We start from the raw sequence: 22,285 nt of genomic DNA on the forward strand, positions 1-22,285 counted from the left end.
GGTTATTTGGCTACATCAAAATCACATCGTACTGTTCCTGGTGATACCCCTTCTCGACCTGCAGCGAAATGCGCTTGCCGATGAAGTCGCCCAGCATGGCCAGGTGCTGCGATTCTTCTTCCAGGAACAAATCGATCACTTCCTGTGAAGCGACGATGCGGAACTCGCGCGGGTTGAACTGCTTGGCTTCGCGCAGCAGTTCGCGCAAGATTTCATAGCAGATCGTGCGGCTGGTTTTCACTTGGCCCTTGCCCGAGCAGGCCGGGCAGGGTTCGCACAGGATGTGGGCCAGCGATTCGCGCGTGCGCTTGCGCGTCATTTCGACCAGGCCCAGCGCCGAGAAGTTGCTCACGGAGACCTTGGTGCGGTCGCGCGCCAGTGTTTTCTTCAGCTCGGCGAGCACCTGGTTGCGGTGCTCGTTGTTCTCCATGTCGATGAAGTCGAGGATGATGATACCGCCCAGGTTGCGCAGGCGCAGCTGGCGCGCGATGGCGTGCGCCGATTCCAGATTCGTCTTGAAGATGGTATCGGCGAAATTGCGCCCGCCGACGTAGCCGCCCGTGTTGACGTCGATGGTCGTCATGGCCTCGGTCTGGTCGACGATCAGGTAGCCGCCGGACTTCAAATCGACGCGGCGCCCGAGTGCGCGCAGGATTTCTTCTTCGACGCCATACAGGTCGAACAGCGGCCGCTCGCCCGTGTAGTGCGCCATGCGCGACAGCACGCTCGGCGTGTAGACCTGCGCGAATTCGACGAGTTTCAGGTAGTTCTCGCGCGAGTCGACCTGGATGGTGGCGGTTTCGTCGTGCACGAAGTCGCGCAGCACGCGCTGGGCCAGCGAGAGGTCTTGATAGAGCAGGGTGGTCGGCGGCCGGGTGCGGGCGCCCTGATTGATGGCGCCCCAGGTCTTGCGCAGGTAGTCGACGTCGGCAGCCAGATCGTCGTCCGGCGCTTCTTCGGCCATCGTGCGCACGATGTAGCCGCCTTTTTCGTCGGGCGGCAGCAAGTTTTGCAGGCGCGTGCGCAGGCGTTCGCGCTCGCTTTCCTTTTCGATTTTTTGCGAGATGCCGATGTGCTGGTCTTGCGGCAGGTAGACCAGCATGCGGCCGGCGATGGAAATCTGGGTCGACAGGCGTGCACCCTTGGTGCCGATCGGATCCTTGATGACCTGGACGGTCAGTACCTGGCCGTCGAACAGCAGCTTTTCAATCGCGGTCGGGGGAACGTTGGCGCCGTCGTGGCTGCGCGCTTCCCAGATATCGGCCACATGCAGGAACGCGGCGCGCTCCAGGCCGATGTCGATGAAGGCCGACTGCATGCCTGGCAGCACGCGCACGACCTTGCCCAGATAGACATTTCCCGCCAACCCACGCGTGAGCGTGCGCTCGATGTGCAGTTCCTGCACCGCGCCTTGCAAGACCAGCGCGACGCGTGTTTCCTGCGGCGTGATGTTGATGAGAATATCTTCGTTCATGGACCCAGCCGCACGTATTGTTCAGGGTGATCATGATACACGCTCACGGGGCATCGCCGGGGCGGGAAGGCGATCAATTCAGACCGTCAGGCCCGCCTTGCGTAGCAAACTGGCGGTCTCGAACAGGGGCAGGCCCATGATGCCGGAGTGGCTGCCTTCGATGTGCTCGATGAACAGCGCCGCCGGACCCTGGATGCCGTAGCCGCCGGCCTTGTCGTACGGTTCGGGCGTGGCGCAATAGGCGCGGATCTGTTCCGGGGTGAGCTTCGCAAAGCGCACGTTCGATACCTGCGTGACCTGCTCGGCCACGCGTTCGGCGTGCACGGCAACCGAGGTCAGCACCTGGTGCGTGCGGCCCGACAGGCGCTCGAGCATGGCGATCGCCTCTCGGTTATCCGCCGGCTTGCCGAGAATCTCGCCATCGATCGTGACGGTGGTGTCGGCCGTGAGTACGGGGCGCAGCGGCTGGCGCCGTTGCAGCAGCAGGTTGAAGGCAAACGCGCCTTTTTCCTTGGCAACGCGCGCAACATAATGGTGCACGTCTTCATTCGCCAGCACGTCTTCGCTGATGTCCACCGCACGGGCCGGATCACTGCGCAGCAGCATCAGCTCGAAGTCGACGCCGATCTGGCGCAGCAATTCGCGTCGGCGCGGGCTTTTCGAAGCGAGGTAAATCTTGTTCTGGTTATTTCTCATCGACTCGGACGATCTGGCAAAGCAGTCAGGCAGGTAAAGAATTACTGAACAAGCAAAATTCAGACCCGGTGGTAAGGGTGGTTCTGGGTGATCGACCAGGCACGATACAGCTGCTCGGCCAGCATCACCCGCACCATACCGTGCGGCAGCGTCATGCTGGAAATACGGATCAGGCCCTCGGCGCGCGCCTTGAGCTCGGGATCGAGGCCATCGGCGCCACCGATCAGGAACGCGGTGTCGCGCCCGTCGCGTTGCCAGGTTTCCAGCTGCTGCGACAGGCCGACGCTCGTCAGGTCGCGGCCGCGCTCGTCGAGCGCGATGATGCGTACGCCCTTGGGCAAGACCGCTTCGATGCGCTCGCGTTCGAGCGCCATCGCCGTGGCAGCGGTCTTGCTGCCCGACCGTTCGACCGGCTTGATTTCCTTGAGCACGATGCGCAGCTCGGGCGGCATGCGCTTCGTGTACTCGGTGAAACCCGACTCGATCCAGGCCGGCATCTTGTGACCGACCGCGGCAATGATCAGTTGCATGAACGCTTACTCGGCATCCTTCTTGATACGACGGATTACTTTCTTGGCCGGCGCTTCGACCGCTGGCGCTTCTTTCGGCGCGGCAGCTTTCACGGCGCGCTTCGGCGGCTTGGCCTTGGTCGCTTCAACAGCGGCGGTCTCGGTCTTGCTCGGGTTGACCTTCACGGTCTTGCCGGTTGGGACGGCCTTGGCGGCAACCTTCTTGGCAGCCGGCTTCTTGGCAGCAGCAGGACCTTCGGCAGCGATGGTCTTGGCGACCGTGGCGGCGCGCTTGGCGGCCGGTTTGCGTTCGTTGACCGGCTTGGCCTCGACCTTGTCCTGGTTGGCGGCAAGGTGCTTCGACTTTGGCTTGGCTTCGTCGGCTTCTGCGCCTTCGGCGGTCGACTTGCGCTTGGCGGCGCCCAGCTTGACCGGCTTTTCGCCCCAGATTTCTTCGAGACGATAGTACTGGCGAATGGCCGGCTGCATGATGTGGACGATGATGTCGCCCAGGTCGACCAGCACCCATTCACCGGTGTCCTCGCCTTCCATGCCGATGACGTCGCCGCCGGCAGCCTTGACCTTGTCGCGCACCGATGCGGCCAGCGACTTGGTCTGGCGATTCGAGGTGCCCGAGACGACGGCGATGCGGTCGAACAAGCTGGTCAGGTGCGTCGTGTCGAACATGACGATGTCCTGGCCCTTGACATCTTCCAAGGCGTCAACGACGAGGGTTTGAAGTTTCTTGAGATCCATTAGTTTTTGTACAGGTTATGTTGTTGAATATAGTCTAGCACTTGCGCCATCGCGAGCGCGTTTGCGTCCGCTTCGAGGCCCGCGTGCAAGGCCGCACGAATGCGGCTTGACGAAATGTCGACGTCCAGCGTCGGTGCGAGGCAAACTTTTCCGTGGCTGCTTGCGCGCACGGTGTCGGGCGTCGCAAGGCGCGTCGACAATTCTTGTGCCACCGGTGGCGGCAAGGTTTCTTGCGCCAGGTCGTACCCCGGGCGCGTGGCCACACCCAGGTTGGCCAGCGCGAACAGTTCGCGCCATTCATTCCAGGTATCCAGATTGCGCAGCTGGTCAGCGCCCATCAGGAATACGATCGATGCCTGCGGGCCGAGTTCCCGGCGCAGCGCGCGCAGGGTCTCGACCGTGTAGGTTGGTGTCGTGCGTTCAATTTCCTGCAGGTCGAACACGACGTGCAACTGGTCGTTGTTCAGTGGCCTGAACGCCAGTTCGAGCATCGCGATGCGATGCGCGTCACCGGCTTCCATGCCATTCTTTTGCCAGGGCCGGCCGGCCGGCAGGATGCGCAATTCGTCCGCCTGCAGCAAGCCGCAAAACAATTGGCCCAGCGCGACGTGGCCCCGGTGCACCGGATCGAAGCTGCCGCCCAGCACGGCGATGCAGGCCGTCACGGCGCGAGCCAGTCCCGGTGCGGCAAAAAGTCGGTCGCCAGGCGCGCTTCCGGGCTGCCCGGCTCGGGGTGCCAGTCGTAGCGCCACTTCACGATCGGTGGCATCGACATCAGGATCGCCTCGGTGCGCCCGCCCGACTGCAGGCCGAACAGCGTGCCGCGGTCCCACACCAGGTTGAACTCGACATAGCGGCCGCGCCGGTAGGCCTGGAAATCGCGCTCGCGCTCGCCGTACGGGCGGTCCTTGTGGCGCGCCAGGATCGGCAGGTAGGCAGTAGTGAGGCTGTTGCCGACGCTTTGCATCAGCGCGCACGACTGCTCGAACCCCAGTTCGTTCAGGTCATCGAAAAAGATGCCGCCCACGCCGCGCGCTTCCTTGCGGTGCTTCAGATAAAAATACTCGTCGCACCAGTTCTTGAAGCGCGGATGCAGCGTTGGGCCAAACGGCGCCAGCGCGTCGTGGCAGCTCTGGTGGAAGTGGCGCGCGTCGGCTTCGTCGCCGTAGTACGGCGTGAGGTCCATGCCGCCGCCGAACCACCAGACCGGCTCTTCGCCGGCTGCGGTCGCTTCGAAAAACCGCACGTTCATGTGCACCGTCGGCGCATACGGATTGCGCGGATGCAGCACCAGCGACACGCCCATTGCTTCCCAGGCGCGGCCCGCCAGTTCAGGGCGTACGGCGCTGGCCGACGGGGGCAGGGCGGCGCCCATCACGTGCGAGAAGTTCACGCCGCCGCGCTCGAATACATTGCCTTCTTCGATCAGGCGCGAAATGCCGCCGCCGCCTTCGGGCCGTTCCCACGCGTCGCGCAGGAATGGCTTGCCATCGACCTGTTCGAGGTCCTGGACAATACGCGCCTGGAGGTCGAGCAACCAGGCCTTGATGGCTGCGCTATGAAGGGATGGCATGGAACGATCGCGGTCGGGAAATGAAAAGAGCGCAGATTGTACACCTGCGCACGTGGTGGTCACTCGTTGTGACGGTGGTGCTTATTTAATGCCGCGCCAGCCGATGTCGCGCCGGTACTGCGCGCCATTGAAGTGGATCTTCTCGACCGTTTCGTAGGCGCGCTTCTGCGCCATCTTGACGCTGTCGCCCAGACCCACGACGCATAGCACGCGGCCGCCACTGGCTTGCAGCGTGCCGCCCACGACGCGCGTGCCGGCGTGGAAGGTGACGCATTCCGGCGCTTCCGGCGGGATGCCGTCAATCACGTCGCCCTTGCGCGGACTGTCGGGATAGCCGGCGGCGGCCATCACGACGCCCACGGCGGTGCGGCGGTCCCATTCGAGTTCGACCGTGTCGAGCGTGCCGTTGCAGGCGTGTTCGAGCACGGTGGCGAAGTCGCTTTTCAGGCGCGCCATGATCGGCTGGGTTTCCGGGTCGCCCATGCGGCAATTGAATTCCAGTGTGCGCGGATTGCCGTCGGCATCGATCATCAGGCCGGCGTACAGGAAGCCCGTGAACGGAATGCCGTCGCGCGCCATGCCCTGGATGGTCGGGTTGATGATTTCGCGCATCACGCGTGCATGCATCGATGGCGTCACGATCGGCGCCGGCGAGTACGCGCCCATGCCGCCCGTGTTCGGGCCCTGGTCGTGGTCTTTCAGGCGCTTGTGGTCTTGGCTCGTGGCCAGTGCCAGCACGTTTTTGCCGTCGCACATGACGATGAAGCTGGCTTCTTCGCCGGCCAGGAATTCTTCGATGACGATGCGCGCACCGGCGTCGCCAAAGGCGTTATCGGCCAGCATGTGGTCAACGGCGCCGTGTGCTTCTTCCAGCGTCATGGCCACGACGACGCCCTTGCCGGCCGCCAGGCCGTCAGCCTTGATGACGATCGGGGCGCCGTTGGCGTCGATGTAGGCGTGGGCGGCAGCAGCGTCCGAGAAGGTTTCGTACTTCGCGGTCGGGATGCCGTGACGCTGCATGAACGACTTGGCGAAATCCTTCGAGCTCTCGAGCTGCGCGGCTTCGCGGGTGGGGCCGAAGATCTTCAGGCCGCGCGAGCGGAACAGGTTGACGATGCCGGCGGCCAGCGGTACTTCGGGGCCGACCAGCGTCAGCGCGATGTGTTCGGCCACGACGAAGTCGGCCAGCGCCTGCGGCTCGTGCAGGTCGACCGTCACCAGGCGCGTGTCGAGCTCGGTGCCGCCGTTGCCGGGAGCGACGAAGACCGTTTGCACGCGTTCCGATTGGGCCAGTTTCCACGCCAGAGCGTGTTCGCGGCCGCCCGAGCCGACTACGAGAATTTTCATATTGCCTACCAGGTTATTCGTCGATCACGGCGTTGGTGAACACTTCCTGGACGTCGTCCAGGTTTTCCAGTGCATCGAGCAGCTTTTGCATCTTGATCGCGTCGTCGCCCGTGAACACCGTTTCGGTGGCGGGTTTCATGATGACTTCGGCCACTTCGGCCTTGAAGCCGGCCGCTTCGAGCGCTTCTTTCACCGACGCGAAGGCGTGCGGATCGCACAGCACTTCGAAGCCGCCTTCGTCGTCGGCCGCGACATCGTCGGCGCCGGCTTCGAGCGCCGCTTCCATCAGCTTGTCTTCGTCGACGCCCGGTGCGAACAGGAACTGGCCTGTGTGCTGGAACATGAACGCGACCGAACCTTCGGTGCCCATATTGCCGCCGTTCTTGCTGAACGCGTGGCGCACTTCGGCCACGGTCCGCACGCGGTTGTCGGTCAGGCATTCGACGATGATCGCCGCGCCGCCGATGCCATAGCCTTCGTAGCGCACTTCTTCGTAGTTCACGCCTTCGAGCTCGCCCGAACCGCGCTGGATGGCGCGCGTGACGTTATCTTTCGGCATGTTCGCATCGGCCGCCTTCTCGACTGCCAGGCGCAGGCGCGGATTGGACGGGATGTCGCTGCCGCCCATGCGCGCGGCGACGGTGATTTCCTTGATCAGGCGCGTCCAGATCTTGCCGCGCTTGGCGTCAGTTGCGGCCTTTTTGTGCTTGATATTGGCCCATTTGCTGTGTCCAGCCATGTCGAGAATTCCTTAGACGGTATGCAAGAGTGGCCGACATTCTAGCATAGCGCCCCCTTGCAAAAAGGTCCAAGGGCCATCAAGCCGGGGGCGCGAATCGGCATGGAAACAACAGTCTTGCGCGCCAGTGCGTTCGCCGGCGGCGAGCACGAATACGGTATTCTTGGTGAACATAAAGGAGAACTGCATGCACGCCAAAGCAATCCGCATCGCCGCCAATGGCGGCCCCGAGGTGATGGAATATGTCGATGTCGACGTGGGTGCGCCCGGCCCGGGTGAGATCCTGCTGCGTCAGCACGCGATCGGCCTGAACTTCATCGACGTGTACTTTCGCACCGGCCTGTATCCGCAGCCGCTGCCCGGCGGGCTGGGCAAGGAAGGCGCGGGCGTGGTCGAGGCGGTGGGCGAGGGCGTGACCAATGTGCAGCCGGGCGACCGCGTCGCGTATGCGGGCGGGCCCAACGGCGCCTACGCCGACCTGCGCGTGATGCCGGCTGCAGTTGTCGTCAAGCTGCCCGACGCGATCTCGTTCGAGACGGCAGCCGCCATGATGCTGCAGGGCCTGACGGTGCAATATCTGTTTCGCTCGACCTACCCGCTGCAGGCCGGCCAGACGATCCTGTTCCACGCTGCGGCCGGCGGCGTGGGCCTGATTGCCTGCCAGTGGGCGCGCGCCCTTGGCGTGCAGTTGATCGGCACCGTCGGCTCGAAGGAAAAGGGCGAACTGGCGCTGGCGCATGGCGCGGCGCACGTCATCAACTACAACGACGAAGACATCGTCGCGCGTGTCAAAGAGATCACGGGTGGGGCCGGCGTGCCGGTGGTCTACGACTCGGTGGGCAAGGACACGTTTGCCGCGTCGCTCGACTGCCTGCAGCGGCGCGGCCTGATGGTCAGCTTCGGCAATGCGTCCGGCGCCGTGGAACCGTTTACCCCGAGCGAGCTGGCCAAGCGCGGTTCGCTGTACATCACGCGCCCGACGCTGTTCGACTACATGACCAACCAGCAGGAAGCCGAGGCAATGTCGGCCGAGCTGTTCGAGATGGTCACGAGCGGCAAGGTGACCATCAACGTCAACCAGACCTTCCCGCTGGCGCAGGCGGCCGACGCGCACCGGGCATTGGAATCGCGCCGCACCACCGGCTCGACGGTGCTGCTGCCATGAGGGATACCCGGGACGAGCCGCCGTTCACGCCGCCATCGCGGCCGACGGGCGATGGCGCGCCGAAGTTCGGGCGGCTGCTGATCGTGCTGGTGCTGGCCTTGCTGCTGGTCGTGGCCATCACGTTCGGGTCGGAGGCGTATTTCAGCTAGCGATCAATAGACGGACGTAAAAAAAGCCAGGCAGCATTGCCTGGCTTTCGGGGCCGTCTTCAAGACATGGTCAAGCGCCCGGTTCTTTTGTTACCACCACGCGGCGCGCCACGCCCGACTGGCCAGGGAAGCCCTCGAACGCGCTTTGCACCAGCGCCGGCATGACTTCAGGCGTCGACATATTGCGGCTCGTGTTGTGCACGGTCACTTCGAACAGGCGCTTGCCGTCGCGCGACGATTTGATCGCCACCTGCAGCTCGCGCCGGTACTGGTGCTCGATCGACGTCTGGTACGACGGGTACGGGCCCCAGAACGGATCGTAGAACGGGCTGTACCAGCCGCCCCAGTAGCGGCGGTTGAAGCCGCCGCGGTAGCCGCCGTAGCCGAAGCGCGCGCTCGGATAGAAATACGGCGTCATCATGGGTTCGATCACGCGCACCGGCACGTCGGTGGTGGTAAAGCGCATCGCCACGGTCAGCGCCGGCGTGGCGCCGTTGGCATCGCGGAAGCCCTGGCGCGCCAACTGGCCGCGTACCAGGTCCTGGTAGCTGCGCCACTCGAGGGTATCATCCTGCGGCGACGGCACTTCAAACACATAGGTCTTGTCGGCAATCTGCGCCGGCCATTGGTGGAACGTGGTGACATCGCTGCGGATGCTCGTCGCGCAGCCGCCCAGCAGCAACGCGAACGCGGTACCCAGAGCGATGGTGATGAAGCGTTTCATGCAAATCTCCCGTTTGTCTTGTCGGTCTTTCCCCGATCTTCAAGATTACCCCTTGTTCAGATTCAGGGGAGCCACTTTTACACCCGGTTACCGTGCCTACAAAGCGATACATGGCAATTCGTCGGCGGCGATCCAAAAGCTTGTTGGTAAAATAAGCCCCTCATCCACTGTGTCAGCCCGAGCCCACCATGCGCACCGATACGCCCCAGACCATCTTCCGCAAGGACTATACCCCGCCCAGCTATCTGGTGGATACCGTCGAACTGGGCTTCGACCTGGACCCGGCGCGCACCGTTGTGGCCAGCCGCATGACGCTGCGGCGCAACCCGGCCGCCACCACGCGTGGCATCGAACTGCACGGCGAAGACATCGAGCTGGTGGCGCTGCGCCTCAATGGCAAGCCGCTGGGCAAGCGCGACTACACGCTGGCCAACAACCTGCTGACGATCCGCTCGGCGCCCGACGACGTGGTGCTCGAGATCGAAACGCTGTGCGCACCCGACAAGAACACGACGCTGAGCGGCTTGTACGTGTCCAACGGCAACTTCTTCACGCAGTGCGAAGCCGAGGGCTTCCGCCGCATCACGTTCTTCCCGGACCGCCCGGACGTGATGGCCAAGTTCACCGTGATGCTGCGCGCCGACAAGGCCCGCTATCCGGTGCTGCTGTCCAACGGCAATCTGATCGAAGAAGGCGACCTGGACGATGGCCGCCACTATGCACTGTGGGAAGACCCGTTCAAGAAGCCGTCGTACCTGTTCGCCCTGGTCGCCGCGCAACTGGTCTGCCAGGAAGAAACCTTCCGCCTGGCCGACGGCCGCGACGCGCTGCTGCAGGTGTGGGTCGAGGACGGCAACCTGGACAAGACTGACTACGCGATGCAGTCGCTCAAGCACAGCATCCGCTGGGACGAAGAAAAATACGGGCTCGAACTCGACCTGGACCGCTTCATGATCGTCGCCACCAGCGACTTCAATATGGGCGCGATGGAAAACAAGGGCCTGAACATCTTCAACACCAAGTTCGTGCTGGCCAACCCGCGCGTGGCCACCGACATCGACTTCCAGGGCATCGAAGCGGTGGTGGCGCACGAATACTTCCACAACTGGACCGGCAACCGCGTGACGTGCCGCGACTGGTTCCAGCTGTCGCTGAAAGAAGGCCTGACGGTGTTCCGTGACCAGGAATTCACGGCCGACATGATCGGCACCGCCACCGGGCGCGCCGTCACCCGCATCGACCAGGTGCGCACGCTGCGCCAGGCCCAGTTCCCGGAAGACGCCGGCCCGATGGCGCATCCGGTGCGGCCCGACTCGTTTGTCGAGATCAACAATTTCTATACCGTGACGGTGTACGAAAAGGGCGCCGAAGTCGTGCGCATGTACCAGACGCTGTTTGGCGTCGACGGTTTCCGCAAGGGCATGGACCTGTATTTCGCGCGCCATGACGAGCAAGCCGTCGAGTGCGACGACTTCCGCCGCGCGATGGCCGACGCCAACAACCGCGAACTGGCCCAGTTCGAGCGCTGGTACAGCCAGGCCGGCACGCCGGTGCTGCGCTTCGAAGGCCGCTGGGACGAAGCGGCGCAGACCTACACGCTCACGCTGTTCCAGTCGTGCCCGGCAACGCCCGGCCAGTCCGAAAAGCTGCCGTTCCATATTCCGGTGGCCGTTGGCCTGCTCGACGCCGCCGGCGCCGACATGCCGCTCGTCGTCGATGGCCAGCAGCGCGGCACGACCGCCGTGCTCGAACTGACCGAAGCCGAGCAGACCTTCGTCTTCACGGGCGTGACCGGGCAACCGGTGGCCTCGGTGCTGCGCGATTTTTCGGCGCCGGTCATCCTGCAGGGCGGCTACACCGATGCCGATCTGCTGCACCTGTTCAGCCACGACAGCGACCCCGTCAACCGCTGGGAAGCGGGCCAGCGCCTGGCCATGGAACGCCTGCTGAAACTCACCGGCGAAGCGGGCGCGCAAGACGATGCCGCCGCCAGCCTGAACCTGGACGAAACTTTCATCGAGGCGCTGCGCAAGATCCTGGTCGACGACACGCTCGATCCGGCCTTCCGCGAGCAGTGCCTGACGCTGCCGTCCGAATCGATGGTGGCCGAGCAGCTCGAGTGCGTCGATCCGCTGGCCGTGCACATCGCGCGCCAGTTCGTGCGCGCCGACCTCGGCGCGCGCCTGCGCAGCGAGCTGCTGGCGCAGTACGAAGCCAACGCCACGCCCGGCCCCTACAGCCCGGACGCCGCCTCGGCCGGCAAGCGCGCACTGAAGAACCTGGCGCTGGCCTACCTGAACGCCGCGCCGGACGCCGCCAGCGTCGCGCTCGCCCAGCGCCAGTTCGACGAAGCCGACAACATGACCGACCGCGCCGCAGCGCTTTCTGCCCTGGTCGCCGCGTGCGTGCCGCAGGCGGCCGACGCGCTGGCCGTGTTCTATGACGAATTCCAGAACGAGGCGCTGGTCGTGGACAAGTGGTTCGCGATGCAGGCGTCAAGCCCCACCACCGACCTGGCGGCCGTGCGCGCGCTGATGACGCACCCGGCCTTCACACTGCGCAACCCGAACCGCGCGCGCAGCCTGGTGGCGATGTTCTGCGTGAACAATCCGGTACAGTTCCACGCGCCGGACGGCAGCGGCTACGCCTTCTGGGCCGAGCAGGTCATCGCACTCGACGCACTGAACCCGCAAGTGGCCAGCCGCCTGGCGCGCGCCATGGACCGCTGGCGCCGTTACGCGCCAGCGCTGCAGTGGCAGATGCGCGAAGCCTTGCAGAAGGTGGCGGGGCAGGTCAAGCTGTCGAACGACGTGCGCGAGATCGTCGGCAAGGCGCTGGCCAACTAAACACATTCAACACAACCTGAGGAACCCATGAAACGCGTAAGTCTGACGCAGTACCTGGTGGAAGAGCAACGCCAGCACCAGAGCATCAATGCGGAGTTGCGCCTGCTGATCGAAGTCGTGGCCCGCGCCTGCAAGCGCATCAGCTATTCGGTGAGCAAGGGCGCGCTGGGCGAAGTGCTCGGCAGTGCCGACACCGAAAACATCCAGGGCGAAGTGCAGAAAAAGCTCGACGTGATCTCCAACGAAATCCTGCTCGAAGCGAACGAGTGGGGCGGCCACCTGGCCGCGATGGCGTCCGAAGAAATGGAAACCATCCGCCAGATCCCAAGCCGCTATCCGAAGGGCGAGTTCCTGCTGCTGTTCGATCCACTGGACGGCTCGTCGAACATCGACGTCAACGTGTCGATCGGCACGATCTTCTCGGTGCTGAAGGCGCCGGAAGGCATGCAGGATCCGACCGAGCAGGACTTCCTGCAGGCCGGCAGCACGCAGGTGGCAGCCGGCTACGCCGTGTACGGCCCGCAGACGATGCTGGTGCTCACCACGGGTAACGGCGTGCATTGCTTCACGCTCGACCGCGAGCAGGGTTCGTGGGTGCTGACCCAGAGCGATATGCAGATTCCGGCGGCAACCAAGGAATTCGCGATCAATATGTCGAACCAGCGCCACTGGCATCCGCCGGTTCAGCGTTACGTCGACGAGCTGCTGGCAGGGTCCACTGGCCCGCGCGGCAAGGACTTCAATATGCGCTGGGTCGCCTCGATGGTGGCCGACGTGCACCGCATCCTGACCCGCGGCGGCGTCTTCATGTACCCGGCCGACCTGCGCGACACCAGCATGCCAGGCAAGCTGCGCCTGATGTACGAAGCCAATCCAATGGCGATGATCGTCGAGCAGGCCGGCGGCGCGGCGACCGACGGCCAGGGCCGCATCCTCGATATTCAACCGACCAAGCTGCATCAGCGCGTGCCGGTGTTTTTGGGTTCGAAGGAAGAAGTGGAAGTCGTTACGGGCTATCACGCGGGCTGATGGCGCGCCTGCTCGCCTGCGTATAAATTAGGCAAACCGGAAATCTTGCGAAAGTGACGCGATACACACTAGCAAGGTTGCCGGTTTGTTTGCTAGAATACGGCTCTTTCGTGAGCGACGGCTTGTTTGTCGGGCATGATGGAAGGCGAAGCACAGGTTTCGCCGCTGTAGCTCAGTCGGTAGAGCAGCGCATTCGTAATGCGAAGGTCACCAGTTCGATTCCGGTCAGCGGCACCAAAATTAGTTAGTCAGATCAAAGGGTTACAGGCTTCGGCCGGTAACCCTTTTTTCTTTTTGGCGTGACCGTTGCCCGATGTGACCGCTGCCCCAGTGGCTTGCCTCGTCAACTTCCCCGTTGAGCCTGAGCATCCGCACCCCCGCCATGTCGAGCCCAGTCCCTGGAAAGACGATGCACGGCGAATCCCTGGAATGTGAGCGTTCTGGCTGCCTGGTGTCTGGCTTTATCACCGTATGCCGGTATTGACGCAGCGGCAGGCGCTCATCCTGTTCGTCGTCAGCTCGCTTGCCGCCTTTGCATTTTTCTGGACTGGCACGTCGCAGGCAATCCGTACCGCTCTCAACGGCGAGAATGGTGGCAATTCTTCAGCCGGGACTGCACATGACCGCTACGCCGCTACTGATGGTGTAGGAAGCCATGACCAGTTTGCCTGCGGCATCCACGCTCAGTTCGACATGGCTCTGGTCGGCATATTTGGCACCATATTGCAAGGAGCTGTCATCCGCCTCGACGCTGATCGATTCCTGGACCACGTTGGCATCGAACCCAAGCTGATGCTCTCCAAAAGCGACACCTGCCGAAGCTGGCTTGACCACCATTTTGCGCAGGGCGCCGCCCTCGACGCATGACATGGTGGCGCCAGCGCCGGTGAAGTATTGCGCCACCGCCGGATACAGCGGTTTGGCCGCAAGGTTTGATGCCGACGATACATTGGTGCATTGGGCTACATGTCCACCCTCGCCAAACATGGCGCTGCCGCCGCCGGCACTATTTACGATCAGCTGGAACGGCCGTTCACCGCCGCTGGCATCGAAGGTGCCTGCCGGCGCTGCGCTGCCATCGAACGTACGTACCAAACTCATGCGCGTGCCTGCCAGGTTGATCGTCCAGTCGGCGGCAACGACCTTGCCGTCGCGTCCAATGGTGACCCCCTCTGGCGGCATGGGGCCACCGATGCCGTTGCATGTGCCGCCATAGCTGCCGGCAGCCAATCTCAGCATGGTAGCGCGGTAAGCCGGATGCTTATTGTCACCCTCGGTGACTGGAGTGGCCTGGACTGCGGCGTCATCGCCAGATGGCGCGTCGTCGGTCGATTTGCTGCATCCTGCCAGCAGCAGGGCCGCGCAGGCGACGGTCAATATGCTCTTCATCGCGCCCCCTTCGCCGACGACGCGCTGACCGCCTTGCATTGACTGCCGATGCGTGTCAGGCGCGTTACCAGGACGCTCGAACGTGTGGCGGCGCCGGCAGCGCCGGCGCCGCCGCGTTCAGCAGCAATCGCGCGCATGTCGGCCTTGTGTTCCTCCCAGTTTTGGAGCGCGTAGCGCGCATCCTCACGCTCATCGGCGCTGGTGGAATTTTTCAACGCGTTTTCGAACGTCTTGCGCTGTTGATCGAAGTCGAGCAGGCCTTGTTGCCCCATACGTTCGGTGACCGATGTTTTCATTTCCCAGGTAGTGGCATTGACCTTGCGGACGGCAACGGTGGTATCGGCGCTCGGGCAGCGCGAACTGAACGTGGTGCTGCCGGCTGCGTGCACTGGTGCCGAACTCGTGCATTGCTGGTCAGCTGGCGGCAACAGGCCGCTGCCCGTGGCGCCAATGCACAGTTGCCCCGGAGTGGGAAGCGCGCCGACAACGGCCGCCCCACCTGGCGCCTGGACTCGCATACTGGCCATGCCACTGGCGCTGTCGTTTTTCTGCTTCAGCACAGCGCCATTGCTTTGTATGACATTGGCATCGGCGTCGATCCGGTACAGGCCAGGCGGTGGCAAATTGACCAGGGCGGGCGCCGTCGCGGCGCTTACGTCAGTTGCGCCGAATGGCAGCAGGATTGCCGCGATCATGGCCGGCAGGCGAGGGGGAAAGGACGTGGTGAACAAATAAATCTCCTGAAAAATTGTTATCGAGCCGCTCGGTGAGCAGGTGGCTCAGCGGACGACCATTTCGACGCGTCGGTTTTTTGCGCGTCCTTCATCGCTCTCGTTGGTCGACACCGGTGCCAGATTGGCGACACCGCGCGCCACCAGTCTTGTCGAGGCGATCCCATACGTGGAGGCCAGCGCTGCACATACCGCTTCAGCACGTTTTTGTGACAACGTGCTGTTGGCGGCAAACTCGCCCTGGTTGTCGGTATGGCCAACAATGAATACTTTCATGGCCGGCGTGGCTTTCAGCACGTTCGCCATCTGGGCCAGCTGACTGGCCGAATCGCTGCGCAGGACTGCCTTGTTGGTGTCGAATTCGATACCGTACAGGGCCATCTTGCCGTCGCGCTTGAGTCCTGTCGTGATGGCCGCCGCGTCGACCTCGACGTTGCCCAACTGGGTTGCTGCCGGTTCGATGATCTGCACGAACTGGCGCTTGCGACTCATGATTCCCGAATTTGGAAAGCCGGAGACGATCCCGATCGACACGTAAGTGACGCCGGAAGGTCCTTTGCGCTGGCCACTGTAGTAATGAAAACCCGGCTGATTGGCGCTGTTGAACGTGCCAAGAACGGCATTGTCGTAGCCGTTCCAGTGCGCCTTGCGCGGAAAATTCTCTACCAGTTGCTGCACATTGGCTTGTTCGCATGCGGCAGTTTCGCAGGCATACAAGGTCTGGAAGCCTGCGGCTTCGAGCGCATGGCGGTAGTTGCGGTAGATCTCGAGCGGACTGCTGTCGTCGGGCGCAAGATACAGGCGGTTGCTGATCTTGCCCTCGACCGGGATCAGTACCGGTTTGCCTTTCTGCACAGTCACGACCGACGCCTGCTCCAGGCGGCTGTCGCCGTACATGTACAGGATCGACCCCTTGTACCGGCTCAGTAGCGGACTGTCGGCGCCACCCTTGCGGTCGACGGCCATCTTGTCGCCAGCCAGCGCAGGGGCCGTCGCCAGCAGCGCTGCGCCCAACCATATGGCCGCGTGAAGCTTATTGCACACTGCGGGTGCGTCGCAGTTCCGAATTGAGTGCCTGAATATTTTTTTGACGGTCATACAACTCCTCGGGAAGTCGCTGGCTGTCTGCAGCGGATAACTTGGTGGTTTTGTGCTGGCATCCTGCGCGCGCTGCATCGCGGCAGCATCGCTGCGCGCTTCGGCGGCGAGCTCTTCGTGCAGGATACCAATACGGTCGCGATCGCGCCTGTCCTGTTCAGCAGCGCTGATGCGCGGCATGGCTTGGGGGCCGCACGCGTCGCCGGGGCTCAGGCGGGGTGGGGCGCGGGAGGTCAAGCCGTCATTGGCTGCTTTGGCCTGGTTGCGCCAACAGGCTGTTTGGCGCCGCGGCCTTGCGGTTGACAATGACCTGGATGCCTTGGTCGTTGATGTGACGGGAGGAGGGGCTGAAATCGACGAATGCGCCAACGACCAACGCGACGTCATCGCACGAGCTGGCACCCAGTTTCGCCTCGCACCGTCTTCTTGAAGAATGCTATGCAGATCGGTTGCCTGGCGGCGTTGATCCACTTGCCGGCAGTGTGAGCGCCTGCCGCTTTAGCCGGGCTGCGTCTCTTCAGTCGCGGCTTCCTGCAACCCGCGTGCCAGGCTCGATACGCTCGGATTGTCGACGAACACGCAGCGCTTGCCATGGCGCTTGCAATGGTCTTTCACGCGCCAGTAGGCGCTGTGGCTGATGCAGCCGGTCTGGCAGATCACCAGGTCGGCAGCGGCCAGGCTGGCATCGAGCTGGCTGCTGCTGTCTTCCAGGCCGCCGTCGTGGTGCGCAAATTGGGCGCCGACGCGCTCGATCATCGTCCGGTAGATCGGCACGCTGCTGCTGCGGCCACCGACGCACAGCACGGCGCGGTTGTGCAGCCGTACCGGCATCGCAACGGGGACGGCGACGGGTTCCGGCGCGGGCGCTTCGTCGGCATCCAGCGCTGTGGCTCGTGACGCCTTCAGCTCGGCCACCTGCGCGCGCAAACCCTGCTCGCGCGCTTCCAGCTGCGCGATGCGTTCGGCCATGCGCTCGCGGGTGTCGAGGTCTGGGATGCTGGCTTGCAGACGCGCCAGCTCGGCGCGCAGGGTGGCGACATCGCCGTCGCGGGCAATGGTGGCAGCGCGCGCCGTCATCAGGAGTTGCTCGTGACGCTCGGCGTCGAGCGCTTTTTCTTGTGCCAGCGCGTTGCAGCGCTCCTGCAGGCGGACGACCTCGCGTTCGAGCCGGGAATTGTCGGCAACGATCGCATTGAACTTGTTGAGATCGGCGCGGGCGCAGGCGCCGGCCTGGTGCTGCACCATGTGGATATCGCGGCACATTTTTTCTTCGAGCGCCACCGTGCAGCGGGGATGGGACAGCCCGGCCCAGAATGCGCCCGCCACATCGCCAGCCGCCACAGCCGCCGCCCACATGGCTTCGACCTGCTCGGTGGTCTTGGCCGCGCGGAAGCGCTGGATATGCTGCGCATAGCGACGTTCAAGCTCTTTCTGAACCGCATCGGCCACCGGCGTGCGCAATGCGCATTCGCTGACGGTGCCGACGTGGATATCGTAGTCATCATGCAGCACCTTCCCACCGGTCACCTTTTCGACCAGCTTGCGCAACCCATTCAACGGTAACCCCACGCCCACCAGCGGACAATGCGACGCATGCGACAACTCCCAGACGCGCCGCCGGCGCGAGCTCTGCGCGCCATCGTTGGAGCAGGGTACGGTCGAAGCATGTTTGTCGCACATGGCAGATCCTTTGGCACAGAAAATGGCAGAGAAGGGCGATGCCCTCTATCAAATGATAATGATTCTCATTTATTCTATCGCAGTCTGCGTGCCGCGCAAGCAAAATTTACAACTTTCCTTAGTATCCCGACAGCGCATCTGAAGTGATCATGCATACCCGCGCGCCTGGATGGGCAACTTTGATTTCCGGATGGCTCTGTTACACTGACCCGATCTTTTCCACAGCTTGCCGTCGCCCGCGTGATCCACATACACACTCCCAACGGCCTCCCATCCGTCCTCGTCGGTCCCCTGTTGCGCCGCCTCGAACCTGGTCGTCTCGTCCTCTGGCTCGTTGGTAGCACGCCGCTCGACTTCACTCTGGTACTCGAACCGCATGGCGGCGAGGCACAGCGGCTGGTGGTGGATGAGGACTCGTGCCGCATCATTCCGATCGGGCGCGATGCGCACATTCACTTTATCGACGTTACGCTACCCGACCCGCTGCCGCAGGACACGCTGATCGACTACGACCTGTTGCTGAGGGATGTCGAAGGCGTCGAACAGGGCATCGCTGCCTGGGCGCCGCATCTGGTGCACGAAGGCGCCACGATGCCTAACATGGTGCTGCGCAGCCGCTCCGACAACATCCTGTATGGCTCGTGCCGCAAGCCGCATCACCCGTCGCGCGACGGTCTGGCGCGGGGGGATGATCTGATTGCCGAACACCTGGGGCAAGCCGGCGAGCGGCCGTCGATGCTGCTGCTGGCCGGTGACCAGGTGTATGCCGACGACGTGGCCGGTCCGATGCTGGGCGCGACCCATGCGCTGATCGAGCGTCTGGGTCTGTTCGGCGAATGCGTCGAAGGCGCCGTCGTCGCCGACAGCGACGAACTGTACGCTCATCCCGACGGTTACTATGGCCGCCAGCACCTGCTGCCGGCAGTTAAATCGAGCGAGGCGCTGCGCGAAAAGTTCTTCGGCGGCGTGGAAAAACCGATCTTCACGACGGCCAACGCCGACAACCACCTGATGACGCTGGGCGAAGTGCTGGCCATGTACCTGCTGGTCTGGTCGCCGGTGCCGTGGCAGGTCGTGGGCGAGATCGCGATGCCCCAGCTCGACCCCAAACATCAGGAGCGCTGGCACGAGGAAGCCGGCATCCTGCACGGCTTCTGCGACGAATTGCCGCGCGCCGCGCGCCTGATGGCGCACGTGCAGACCTTGATGATCTTCGACGATCATGACGTCACCGATGACTGGAACCTGTCGTACAAGTGGGAAAAGACCGCCTACGGCCACCCGTTCTCGCGCCGCATCATGGGCAATGCGCTGGTGGCCTACATGCTGTGCCAGGGCTGGGGCAACCGGCCCGACGTCTTCGGCGAGGTGCTGGACGACATGGCGGCGATGGCCGCCAGGCCGGATTCCAGGAATCGTCTCGAACCCGAACCGCATGGCGCGCTGATCGAGCGGCTGCTGACGTTCCGCCAGTGGGATTACATGCTGCGCACGCAGCCGGCCGTGATCGTGCTCGATACCCGTACGCGGCGCTGGCGCAATCAGCGCCGTCCGAGCCATCCATCGGGCCTGATGGACTGGGAATCGCTGACCGAGTTCCAGCATGAGCTGATCGATGAGACGGCGGCGGTGATCGTGTCGGCGGCGCCGATGTTCGGCGTGAAGCTGATCGAGGTGGTGCAGAAGATTGCCACGCTGATGGGCCAGGCCCTGACCGTCGACGCCGAGAACTGGATGGCGCACCGCGGCGCAGCCCGCAGCCTGCTGAATATCTTCCGCCACTCGCGCACACCGGGCAACTACGTGATCCTCTCGGGCGACGTGCATTATTCGTTCGCCTATGACGTCGAAGTGCGCGACGATACCCGGCCGCCGCATATCTGGCAGATCACCAGCAGCGGCTTCAAGAACGAATTCCCCGAAGACCTGCTCAACTGGCTCGACCGCCTCAATCGCTGGCTGTATTCGCCGCGCTCGCCGCTGAACTGGTTCACCAAGCGGCGCGCGATGTCGATCACGCCGCACCTGCCCGACCAGCGCAAGCACGGCGAACGCCTGTGGAACGGTTCCGGCATCGGCCAGGTCTGGCTCGATGCGAAGGGCAGGCCCGAGCGCATCGTTCAGCACAACGCCGATGGCCGGCCTTCCACGCAGTTTTTGAAGCTGGGCGAGGAAAAGGCGGCCGAGCCTGCAGTCGAACGGCCGAAGAAGGCCGCCTAGCCGGGCTGCTGGCCCGCCAGCGCCAGCGGCAACCCGCGCGCCCAGCGGTTCGATGACAGCGAAAACTCCAGCGCACGCACCTGGTGGTACCAGCCGGCCGGCACATACAGCATGTCGCCCGGCCGGACGATGACTTCCACCAGCGCCGCCTGGCGCGCCAGCGGAAAGCGTTCGTCGTCCAGCGCTTCCGGATCGACGGGCGAGCCGAACAGGAGCGGATTGGCTTCCCGCGTATACAAGAACGCGTCATGGTGGGGCGGGGCCAGGAAGATGCGCTTCACGCCGCGGATCTGGGCGAAGATATTGTCATCGTAGTCGCAGTGCAGCGGCGTGATCGTGCGCGCCGGGCCGATCCAGAAGCGGGGCGGCCCCATCTTGTCAAAGTATGCCGGCCAGTGGCACAGCCGGTTCAGTTCGCGCAGCGCCAGGTTGCCTACATACGGCGGCAACCCTGATTCGACCGGCGTAGACAGATCCAGATAGTCGCGCAGCAGCATGTCCTGCATGGCCCGATCCGGTGCAAAAGCCGTATGCACGTAGTCGCCCACGCGCGCGCGCACGGGCAGGTGGCCGTACTGCGCGCGCAGGGTGGCGATGTCCAGCTGCACGATCGGCCAGCGCCCGACCACGTCCGTGACCAGGAACGGCATGCCGGCCAGCCCATGCGCGCGAAATGCCGCCGCATCAAGGCGCGCGAGGCGTGGCACGTGCGTGAACGTGGGCAGCGCCTGCGCCGCGGCCTTGATGGCCTCGCGCATGGCGGGAATCGAGTCGACGCCGCGCACTTGCGCATCGCGCTGCGCGCGCGCTGCGGCGTCCTGTTCAGCCTGCGCCACGTCCGTGCGCCGCAGCGGCGGCAGGCGCGCGGCGCCCGGGTCCTTCTCTACTGCCATGTCAGGCGTTCCTGTCTGTGATGAGGGGCGTATGGTACCGCCAGCTGCCGCAAAGTGCGCCTAAATCACCCAAAATGACCGCTTTATGAACCGATGTGACGGTTCTGTTAGTCAGCGCACGGTCTACGCAGGGTGCCCATTGTATTTTTTGTATCGCGACGCAGTGAATCCGATACTGCGACTCGGAAAGTTGCCGCAAAGTGGCCAACCGGGATGGGACGCAAAGAAAATGTACAGAGACGCCGAGTCAAATCGATGTTGATGTAGCGCAGTCAAAGATCGTTCCCGCTTGTTGTATCGGACTTATTCAATCAAAGATGTGGTGCTAGTCGAATTTCGTTCTACTCCGCGTTGATCACTATTTTATGAGGGTTACATCATGGATAATCAAAAGTCTACCGAGGGTAAAGGCATCAACGCAACCAACGCTTCGAACCCAGGTTCGGGCAACCAGCAAAACGCGTCGTCGAGCACCAGCACCGGCACCGGTTCGCTGGGCACGAGCACCGTGACCGGCAACAGCGGTCTGGGCAACAGCGGCAGCAGCGCCAGCACCGGCGCCGGCAACACGTCGGGTTCGACCACCGGTTCGTCGTCGACGCCATCGACCTCGTCGACTTCGTCGACCGCATCGTCGATCAGCGACACCGCAGCAAACGCCGCTGGTGGCATCAAGGCAGCAATGTCGTCGATCACGCCTGAGAAAGCACACGGCGCCATCGACAAGGCAGCGCAAGCTGCTCAGCCAGTCGTCGACAACATCGCTTCGAAAGCACACGCAGGCGTCGAAAAGGTCACTGGCCTGATCAGCACCGCGCAAGAAAAATTCGGCGACCGTTCGACCCAGATCACCGAGAAGTACTCGGACCTGTCGGCTCAGGGCAAGGAATACGTCAAGAACAACCCAGGCAGCGCACTGCTGGCTGCAGTCGGCGTCGGCTTCATTCTGGCCAAGCTGCTGGGTGGCTCGAGCGACCGTAGCGACTATCGTGACGATTATCGCAACGACTACCGCAAAGACTACAACTCGTACCGCGATTAATTCCCGCGCAATTCATTCCACGCCTTATACCGTGGATTGATTCCGGCGCATCTTCGATGTGCCGATCGAAAGCCTGACCAGCATCTGCTGGCCGGGCTTTTTTCATTCTGAGCTTTAACGCTTTCTTAACGTCTGATTAACGTGACGATGACGGTGGGCAATCTAGCATCCATACCGCATCAGAAGGCGCGTTGGATCCAGGTCCGCGTGATCGATTCATCGTCG

General features: G+C 63.4%; 20 protein-coding genes and 1 tRNA gene. 7 read left to right on the forward strand and 14 right to left on the reverse strand.

The window, feature by feature from the left end; translation table 11 throughout:
- Positions 1-10: 10 nt before the first annotated feature.
- From rng to AC56LV_RS17380, 8 genes are all read right to left on the reverse strand, one after another.
- Positions 11-1,474, reverse strand: a complete 1,464-nt coding sequence (gene rng, locus AC56LV_RS17345; protein WP_499559441.1) for a ribonuclease G — start codon at positions 1,472-1,474, stop codon at positions 11-13.
- Positions 1,475-1,552: 78 nt separating this feature from the next.
- A complete protein-coding gene (locus tag AC56LV_RS17350) occupies positions 1,553-2,170 on the reverse strand; it encodes a Maf family protein (protein WP_499559442.1) in 618 nt (205 codons plus the stop codon).
- Between the two features lie 59 nt (positions 2,171-2,229).
- Positions 2,230-2,700 carry a 23S rRNA (pseudouridine(1915)-N(3))-methyltransferase RlmH gene (gene rlmH, locus AC56LV_RS17355; protein WP_183556438.1) on the reverse strand — a complete coding sequence of 157 codons (471 nt, stop codon included), beginning with the start codon at positions 2,698-2,700 and terminating at the stop codon, positions 2,230-2,232.
- Positions 2,701-2,706: 6 nt separating this feature from the next.
- Positions 2,707-3,435 carry a ribosome silencing factor gene (gene rsfS / locus AC56LV_RS17360; RefSeq protein WP_183556439.1) on the reverse strand — a complete coding sequence of 243 codons (729 nt, stop codon included), beginning with the start codon at positions 3,433-3,435 and terminating at the stop codon, positions 2,707-2,709.
- Complete coding sequence (locus tag AC56LV_RS17365) at positions 3,435-4,100, reverse strand: nicotinate-nucleotide adenylyltransferase (protein WP_499559444.1); 666 nt, start codon at positions 4,098-4,100, stop codon at positions 3,435-3,437. Before AC56LV_RS17365 ends, rsfS begins: the two co-directional genes overlap by 1 nt.
- The gene (hemF, locus tag AC56LV_RS17370; RefSeq protein ID WP_499559446.1) at positions 4,097-5,008 is read right to left on the reverse strand and encodes an oxygen-dependent coproporphyrinogen oxidase; all 912 of its coding nucleotides are present in this window, start codon (positions 5,006-5,008) and stop codon (positions 4,097-4,099) included. Before hemF ends, AC56LV_RS17365 begins: the two co-directional genes overlap by 4 nt.
- A gap of 81 nt (positions 5,009-5,089) precedes the next feature.
- Positions 5,090-6,355, reverse strand: a complete 1,266-nt coding sequence (gene purD / locus AC56LV_RS17375; RefSeq protein ID WP_183556442.1) for a phosphoribosylamine--glycine ligase — start codon at positions 6,353-6,355, stop codon at positions 5,090-5,092.
- Positions 6,356-6,368: 13 nt separating this feature from the next.
- A complete protein-coding gene (locus AC56LV_RS17380) occupies positions 6,369-7,094 on the reverse strand; it encodes a YebC/PmpR family DNA-binding transcriptional regulator (protein ID WP_183556443.1) in 726 nt (241 codons plus the stop codon).
- Between the two features lie 187 nt (positions 7,095-7,281).
- On the opposite strand from AC56LV_RS17380, the gene AC56LV_RS17385 reads away from it, so the two are divergent.
- Positions 7,282-8,259: a quinone oxidoreductase family protein gene (locus AC56LV_RS17385; protein WP_499559448.1), complete on the forward strand. Its 978-nt coding sequence runs from the start codon at positions 7,282-7,284 to the stop codon at positions 8,257-8,259.
- Positions 8,256-8,408 (forward strand): hypothetical protein, encoded by a 153-nt coding sequence (locus AC56LV_RS17390; protein ID WP_499559450.1) that lies wholly within the window; start codon positions 8,256-8,258, stop codon positions 8,406-8,408. The genes AC56LV_RS17385 and AC56LV_RS17390 overlap by 4 nt, the downstream gene beginning before the upstream one ends.
- A gap of 70 nt (positions 8,409-8,478) precedes the next feature.
- On the opposite strand, the gene AC56LV_RS17395 is transcribed toward AC56LV_RS17390, so the two are convergent.
- Positions 8,479-9,132 (reverse strand): DUF4136 domain-containing protein, encoded by a 654-nt coding sequence (locus tag AC56LV_RS17395; protein ID WP_499559452.1) that lies wholly within the window; start codon positions 9,130-9,132, stop codon positions 8,479-8,481.
- 188 nt (positions 9,133-9,320) lie between these two features.
- Here AC56LV_RS17395 and pepN point away from each other — a divergent pair, with 188 nt between their 5' ends.
- From pepN to AC56LV_RS17410, 3 genes are all read left to right on the forward strand, one after another.
- A complete protein-coding gene (gene pepN / locus AC56LV_RS17400; protein ID WP_499559454.1) occupies positions 9,321-11,978 on the forward strand; it encodes an aminopeptidase N in 2,658 nt (885 codons plus the stop codon).
- 27 nt (positions 11,979-12,005) lie between these two features.
- Positions 12,006-13,007, forward strand: coding sequence for a class 1 fructose-bisphosphatase (locus AC56LV_RS17405; RefSeq protein ID WP_499559456.1), 1,002 nt, complete (start codon positions 12,006-12,008; stop codon positions 13,005-13,007).
- Positions 13,008-13,168: 161 nt separating this feature from the next.
- A tRNA-Thr gene (locus AC56LV_RS17410) sits at positions 13,169-13,244 on the forward strand.
- A 366-nt stretch (positions 13,245-13,610) separates the two neighbouring features.
- Here the strand turns inward: AC56LV_RS17410 and AC56LV_RS17415 are convergent.
- From AC56LV_RS17415 to AC56LV_RS17430, 4 genes are read right to left on the reverse strand one after another with little or no spacing between them, the layout of a single operon-like run.
- Positions 13,611-14,396 (reverse strand): hypothetical protein, encoded by a 786-nt coding sequence (locus AC56LV_RS17415; RefSeq protein ID WP_499559457.1) that lies wholly within the window; start codon positions 14,394-14,396, stop codon positions 13,611-13,613.
- The gene (locus AC56LV_RS17420) at positions 14,393-15,127 is read right to left on the reverse strand and encodes a hypothetical protein (RefSeq protein ID WP_499559459.1); all 735 of its coding nucleotides are present in this window, start codon (positions 15,125-15,127) and stop codon (positions 14,393-14,395) included. The genes AC56LV_RS17415 and AC56LV_RS17420 overlap by 4 nt, the downstream gene beginning before the upstream one ends.
- A gap of 48 nt (positions 15,128-15,175) precedes the next feature.
- Positions 15,176-16,696, reverse strand: a complete 1,521-nt coding sequence (locus tag AC56LV_RS17425; RefSeq protein WP_499559460.1) for an OmpA family protein — start codon at positions 16,694-16,696, stop codon at positions 15,176-15,178.
- A gap of 27 nt (positions 16,697-16,723) precedes the next feature.
- A complete protein-coding gene (locus AC56LV_RS17430) occupies positions 16,724-17,905 on the reverse strand; it encodes a DUF2325 domain-containing protein (RefSeq protein ID WP_499559462.1) in 1,182 nt (393 codons plus the stop codon).
- Between the two features lie 294 nt (positions 17,906-18,199).
- Here AC56LV_RS17430 and AC56LV_RS17435 point away from each other — a divergent pair, with 294 nt between their 5' ends.
- A complete protein-coding gene (locus AC56LV_RS17435) occupies positions 18,200-20,125 on the forward strand; it encodes a metallophosphoesterase family protein (protein ID WP_499559464.1) in 1,926 nt (641 codons plus the stop codon).
- Here the strand turns inward: AC56LV_RS17435 and AC56LV_RS17440 are convergent.
- Positions 20,122-21,018: a cupin-like domain-containing protein gene (locus AC56LV_RS17440; protein WP_499559465.1), complete on the reverse strand. Its 897-nt coding sequence runs from the start codon at positions 21,016-21,018 to the stop codon at positions 20,122-20,124. The genes AC56LV_RS17435 and AC56LV_RS17440 overlap by 4 nt on opposite strands.
- Positions 21,019-21,397: 379 nt before the next feature.
- Between AC56LV_RS17440 and AC56LV_RS17445 the strand changes: the two genes are divergently transcribed.
- The gene (locus AC56LV_RS17445; protein ID WP_499503613.1) at positions 21,398-22,060 is read left to right on the forward strand and encodes a hypothetical protein; all 663 of its coding nucleotides are present in this window, start codon (positions 21,398-21,400) and stop codon (positions 22,058-22,060) included.
- Positions 22,061-22,285 lie beyond the last annotated feature (225 nt).

The sequence above is a fragment of the Telluria sp. RB2R28 genome (assembly GCF_059685835.1).

Bases quoted from the DNA above. Each gene is read 5' to 3' on its own strand.
- rsfS (WP_183556439.1), bottom strand. From the start codon at position 3,435: ATGGATCTCAAGAAACTTCAAACCCTCGTCGTTGACGCCTTGGAAGAT.
- AC56LV_RS17395 (WP_499559452.1), bottom strand. From the start codon at position 9,132: ATGAAACGCTTCATCACCATCGCTCTGGGTACCGCGTTCGCGTTGCTG.
- pepN (WP_499559454.1), top strand. From the start codon at position 9,321: ATGCGCACCGATACGCCCCAGACCATCTTCCGCAAGGACTATACCCCG.
- AC56LV_RS17415 (WP_499559457.1), bottom strand. From the start codon at position 14,396: ATGAAGAGCATATTGACCGTCGCCTGCGCGGCCCTGCTGCTGGCAGGA.
- purD (WP_183556442.1), bottom strand. From the start codon at position 6,355: ATGAAAATTCTCGTAGTCGGCTCGGGCGGCCGCGAACACGCTCTGGCG.
- rng (WP_499559441.1), bottom strand. From the start codon at position 1,474: ATGAACGAAGATATTCTCATCAACATCACGCCGCAGGAAACACGCGTC.
- AC56LV_RS17440 (WP_499559465.1), bottom strand. From the start codon at position 21,018: ATGGCAGTAGAGAAGGACCCGGGCGCCGCGCGCCTGCCGCCGCTGCGG.
- AC56LV_RS17445 (WP_499503613.1), top strand. From the start codon at position 21,398: ATGGATAATCAAAAGTCTACCGAGGGTAAAGGCATCAACGCAACCAAC.
- AC56LV_RS17350 (WP_499559442.1), bottom strand. From the start codon at position 2,170: ATGAGAAATAACCAGAACAAGATTTACCTCGCTTCGAAAAGCCCGCGC.
- AC56LV_RS17405 (WP_499559456.1), top strand. From the start codon at position 12,006: ATGAAACGCGTAAGTCTGACGCAGTACCTGGTGGAAGAGCAACGCCAG.
- AC56LV_RS17380 (WP_183556443.1), bottom strand. From the start codon at position 7,094: ATGGCTGGACACAGCAAATGGGCCAATATCAAGCACAAAAAGGCCGCA.
- AC56LV_RS17390 (WP_499559450.1), top strand. From the start codon at position 8,256: ATGAGGGATACCCGGGACGAGCCGCCGTTCACGCCGCCATCGCGGCCG.
- hemF (WP_499559446.1), bottom strand. From the start codon at position 5,008: ATGCCATCCCTTCATAGCGCAGCCATCAAGGCCTGGTTGCTCGACCTC.
- AC56LV_RS17430 (WP_499559462.1), bottom strand. From the start codon at position 17,905: ATGTGCGACAAACATGCTTCGACCGTACCCTGCTCCAACGATGGCGCG.
- AC56LV_RS17385 (WP_499559448.1), top strand. From the start codon at position 7,282: ATGCACGCCAAAGCAATCCGCATCGCCGCCAATGGCGGCCCCGAGGTG.
- rlmH (WP_183556438.1), bottom strand. From the start codon at position 2,700: ATGCAACTGATCATTGCCGCGGTCGGTCACAAGATGCCGGCCTGGATC.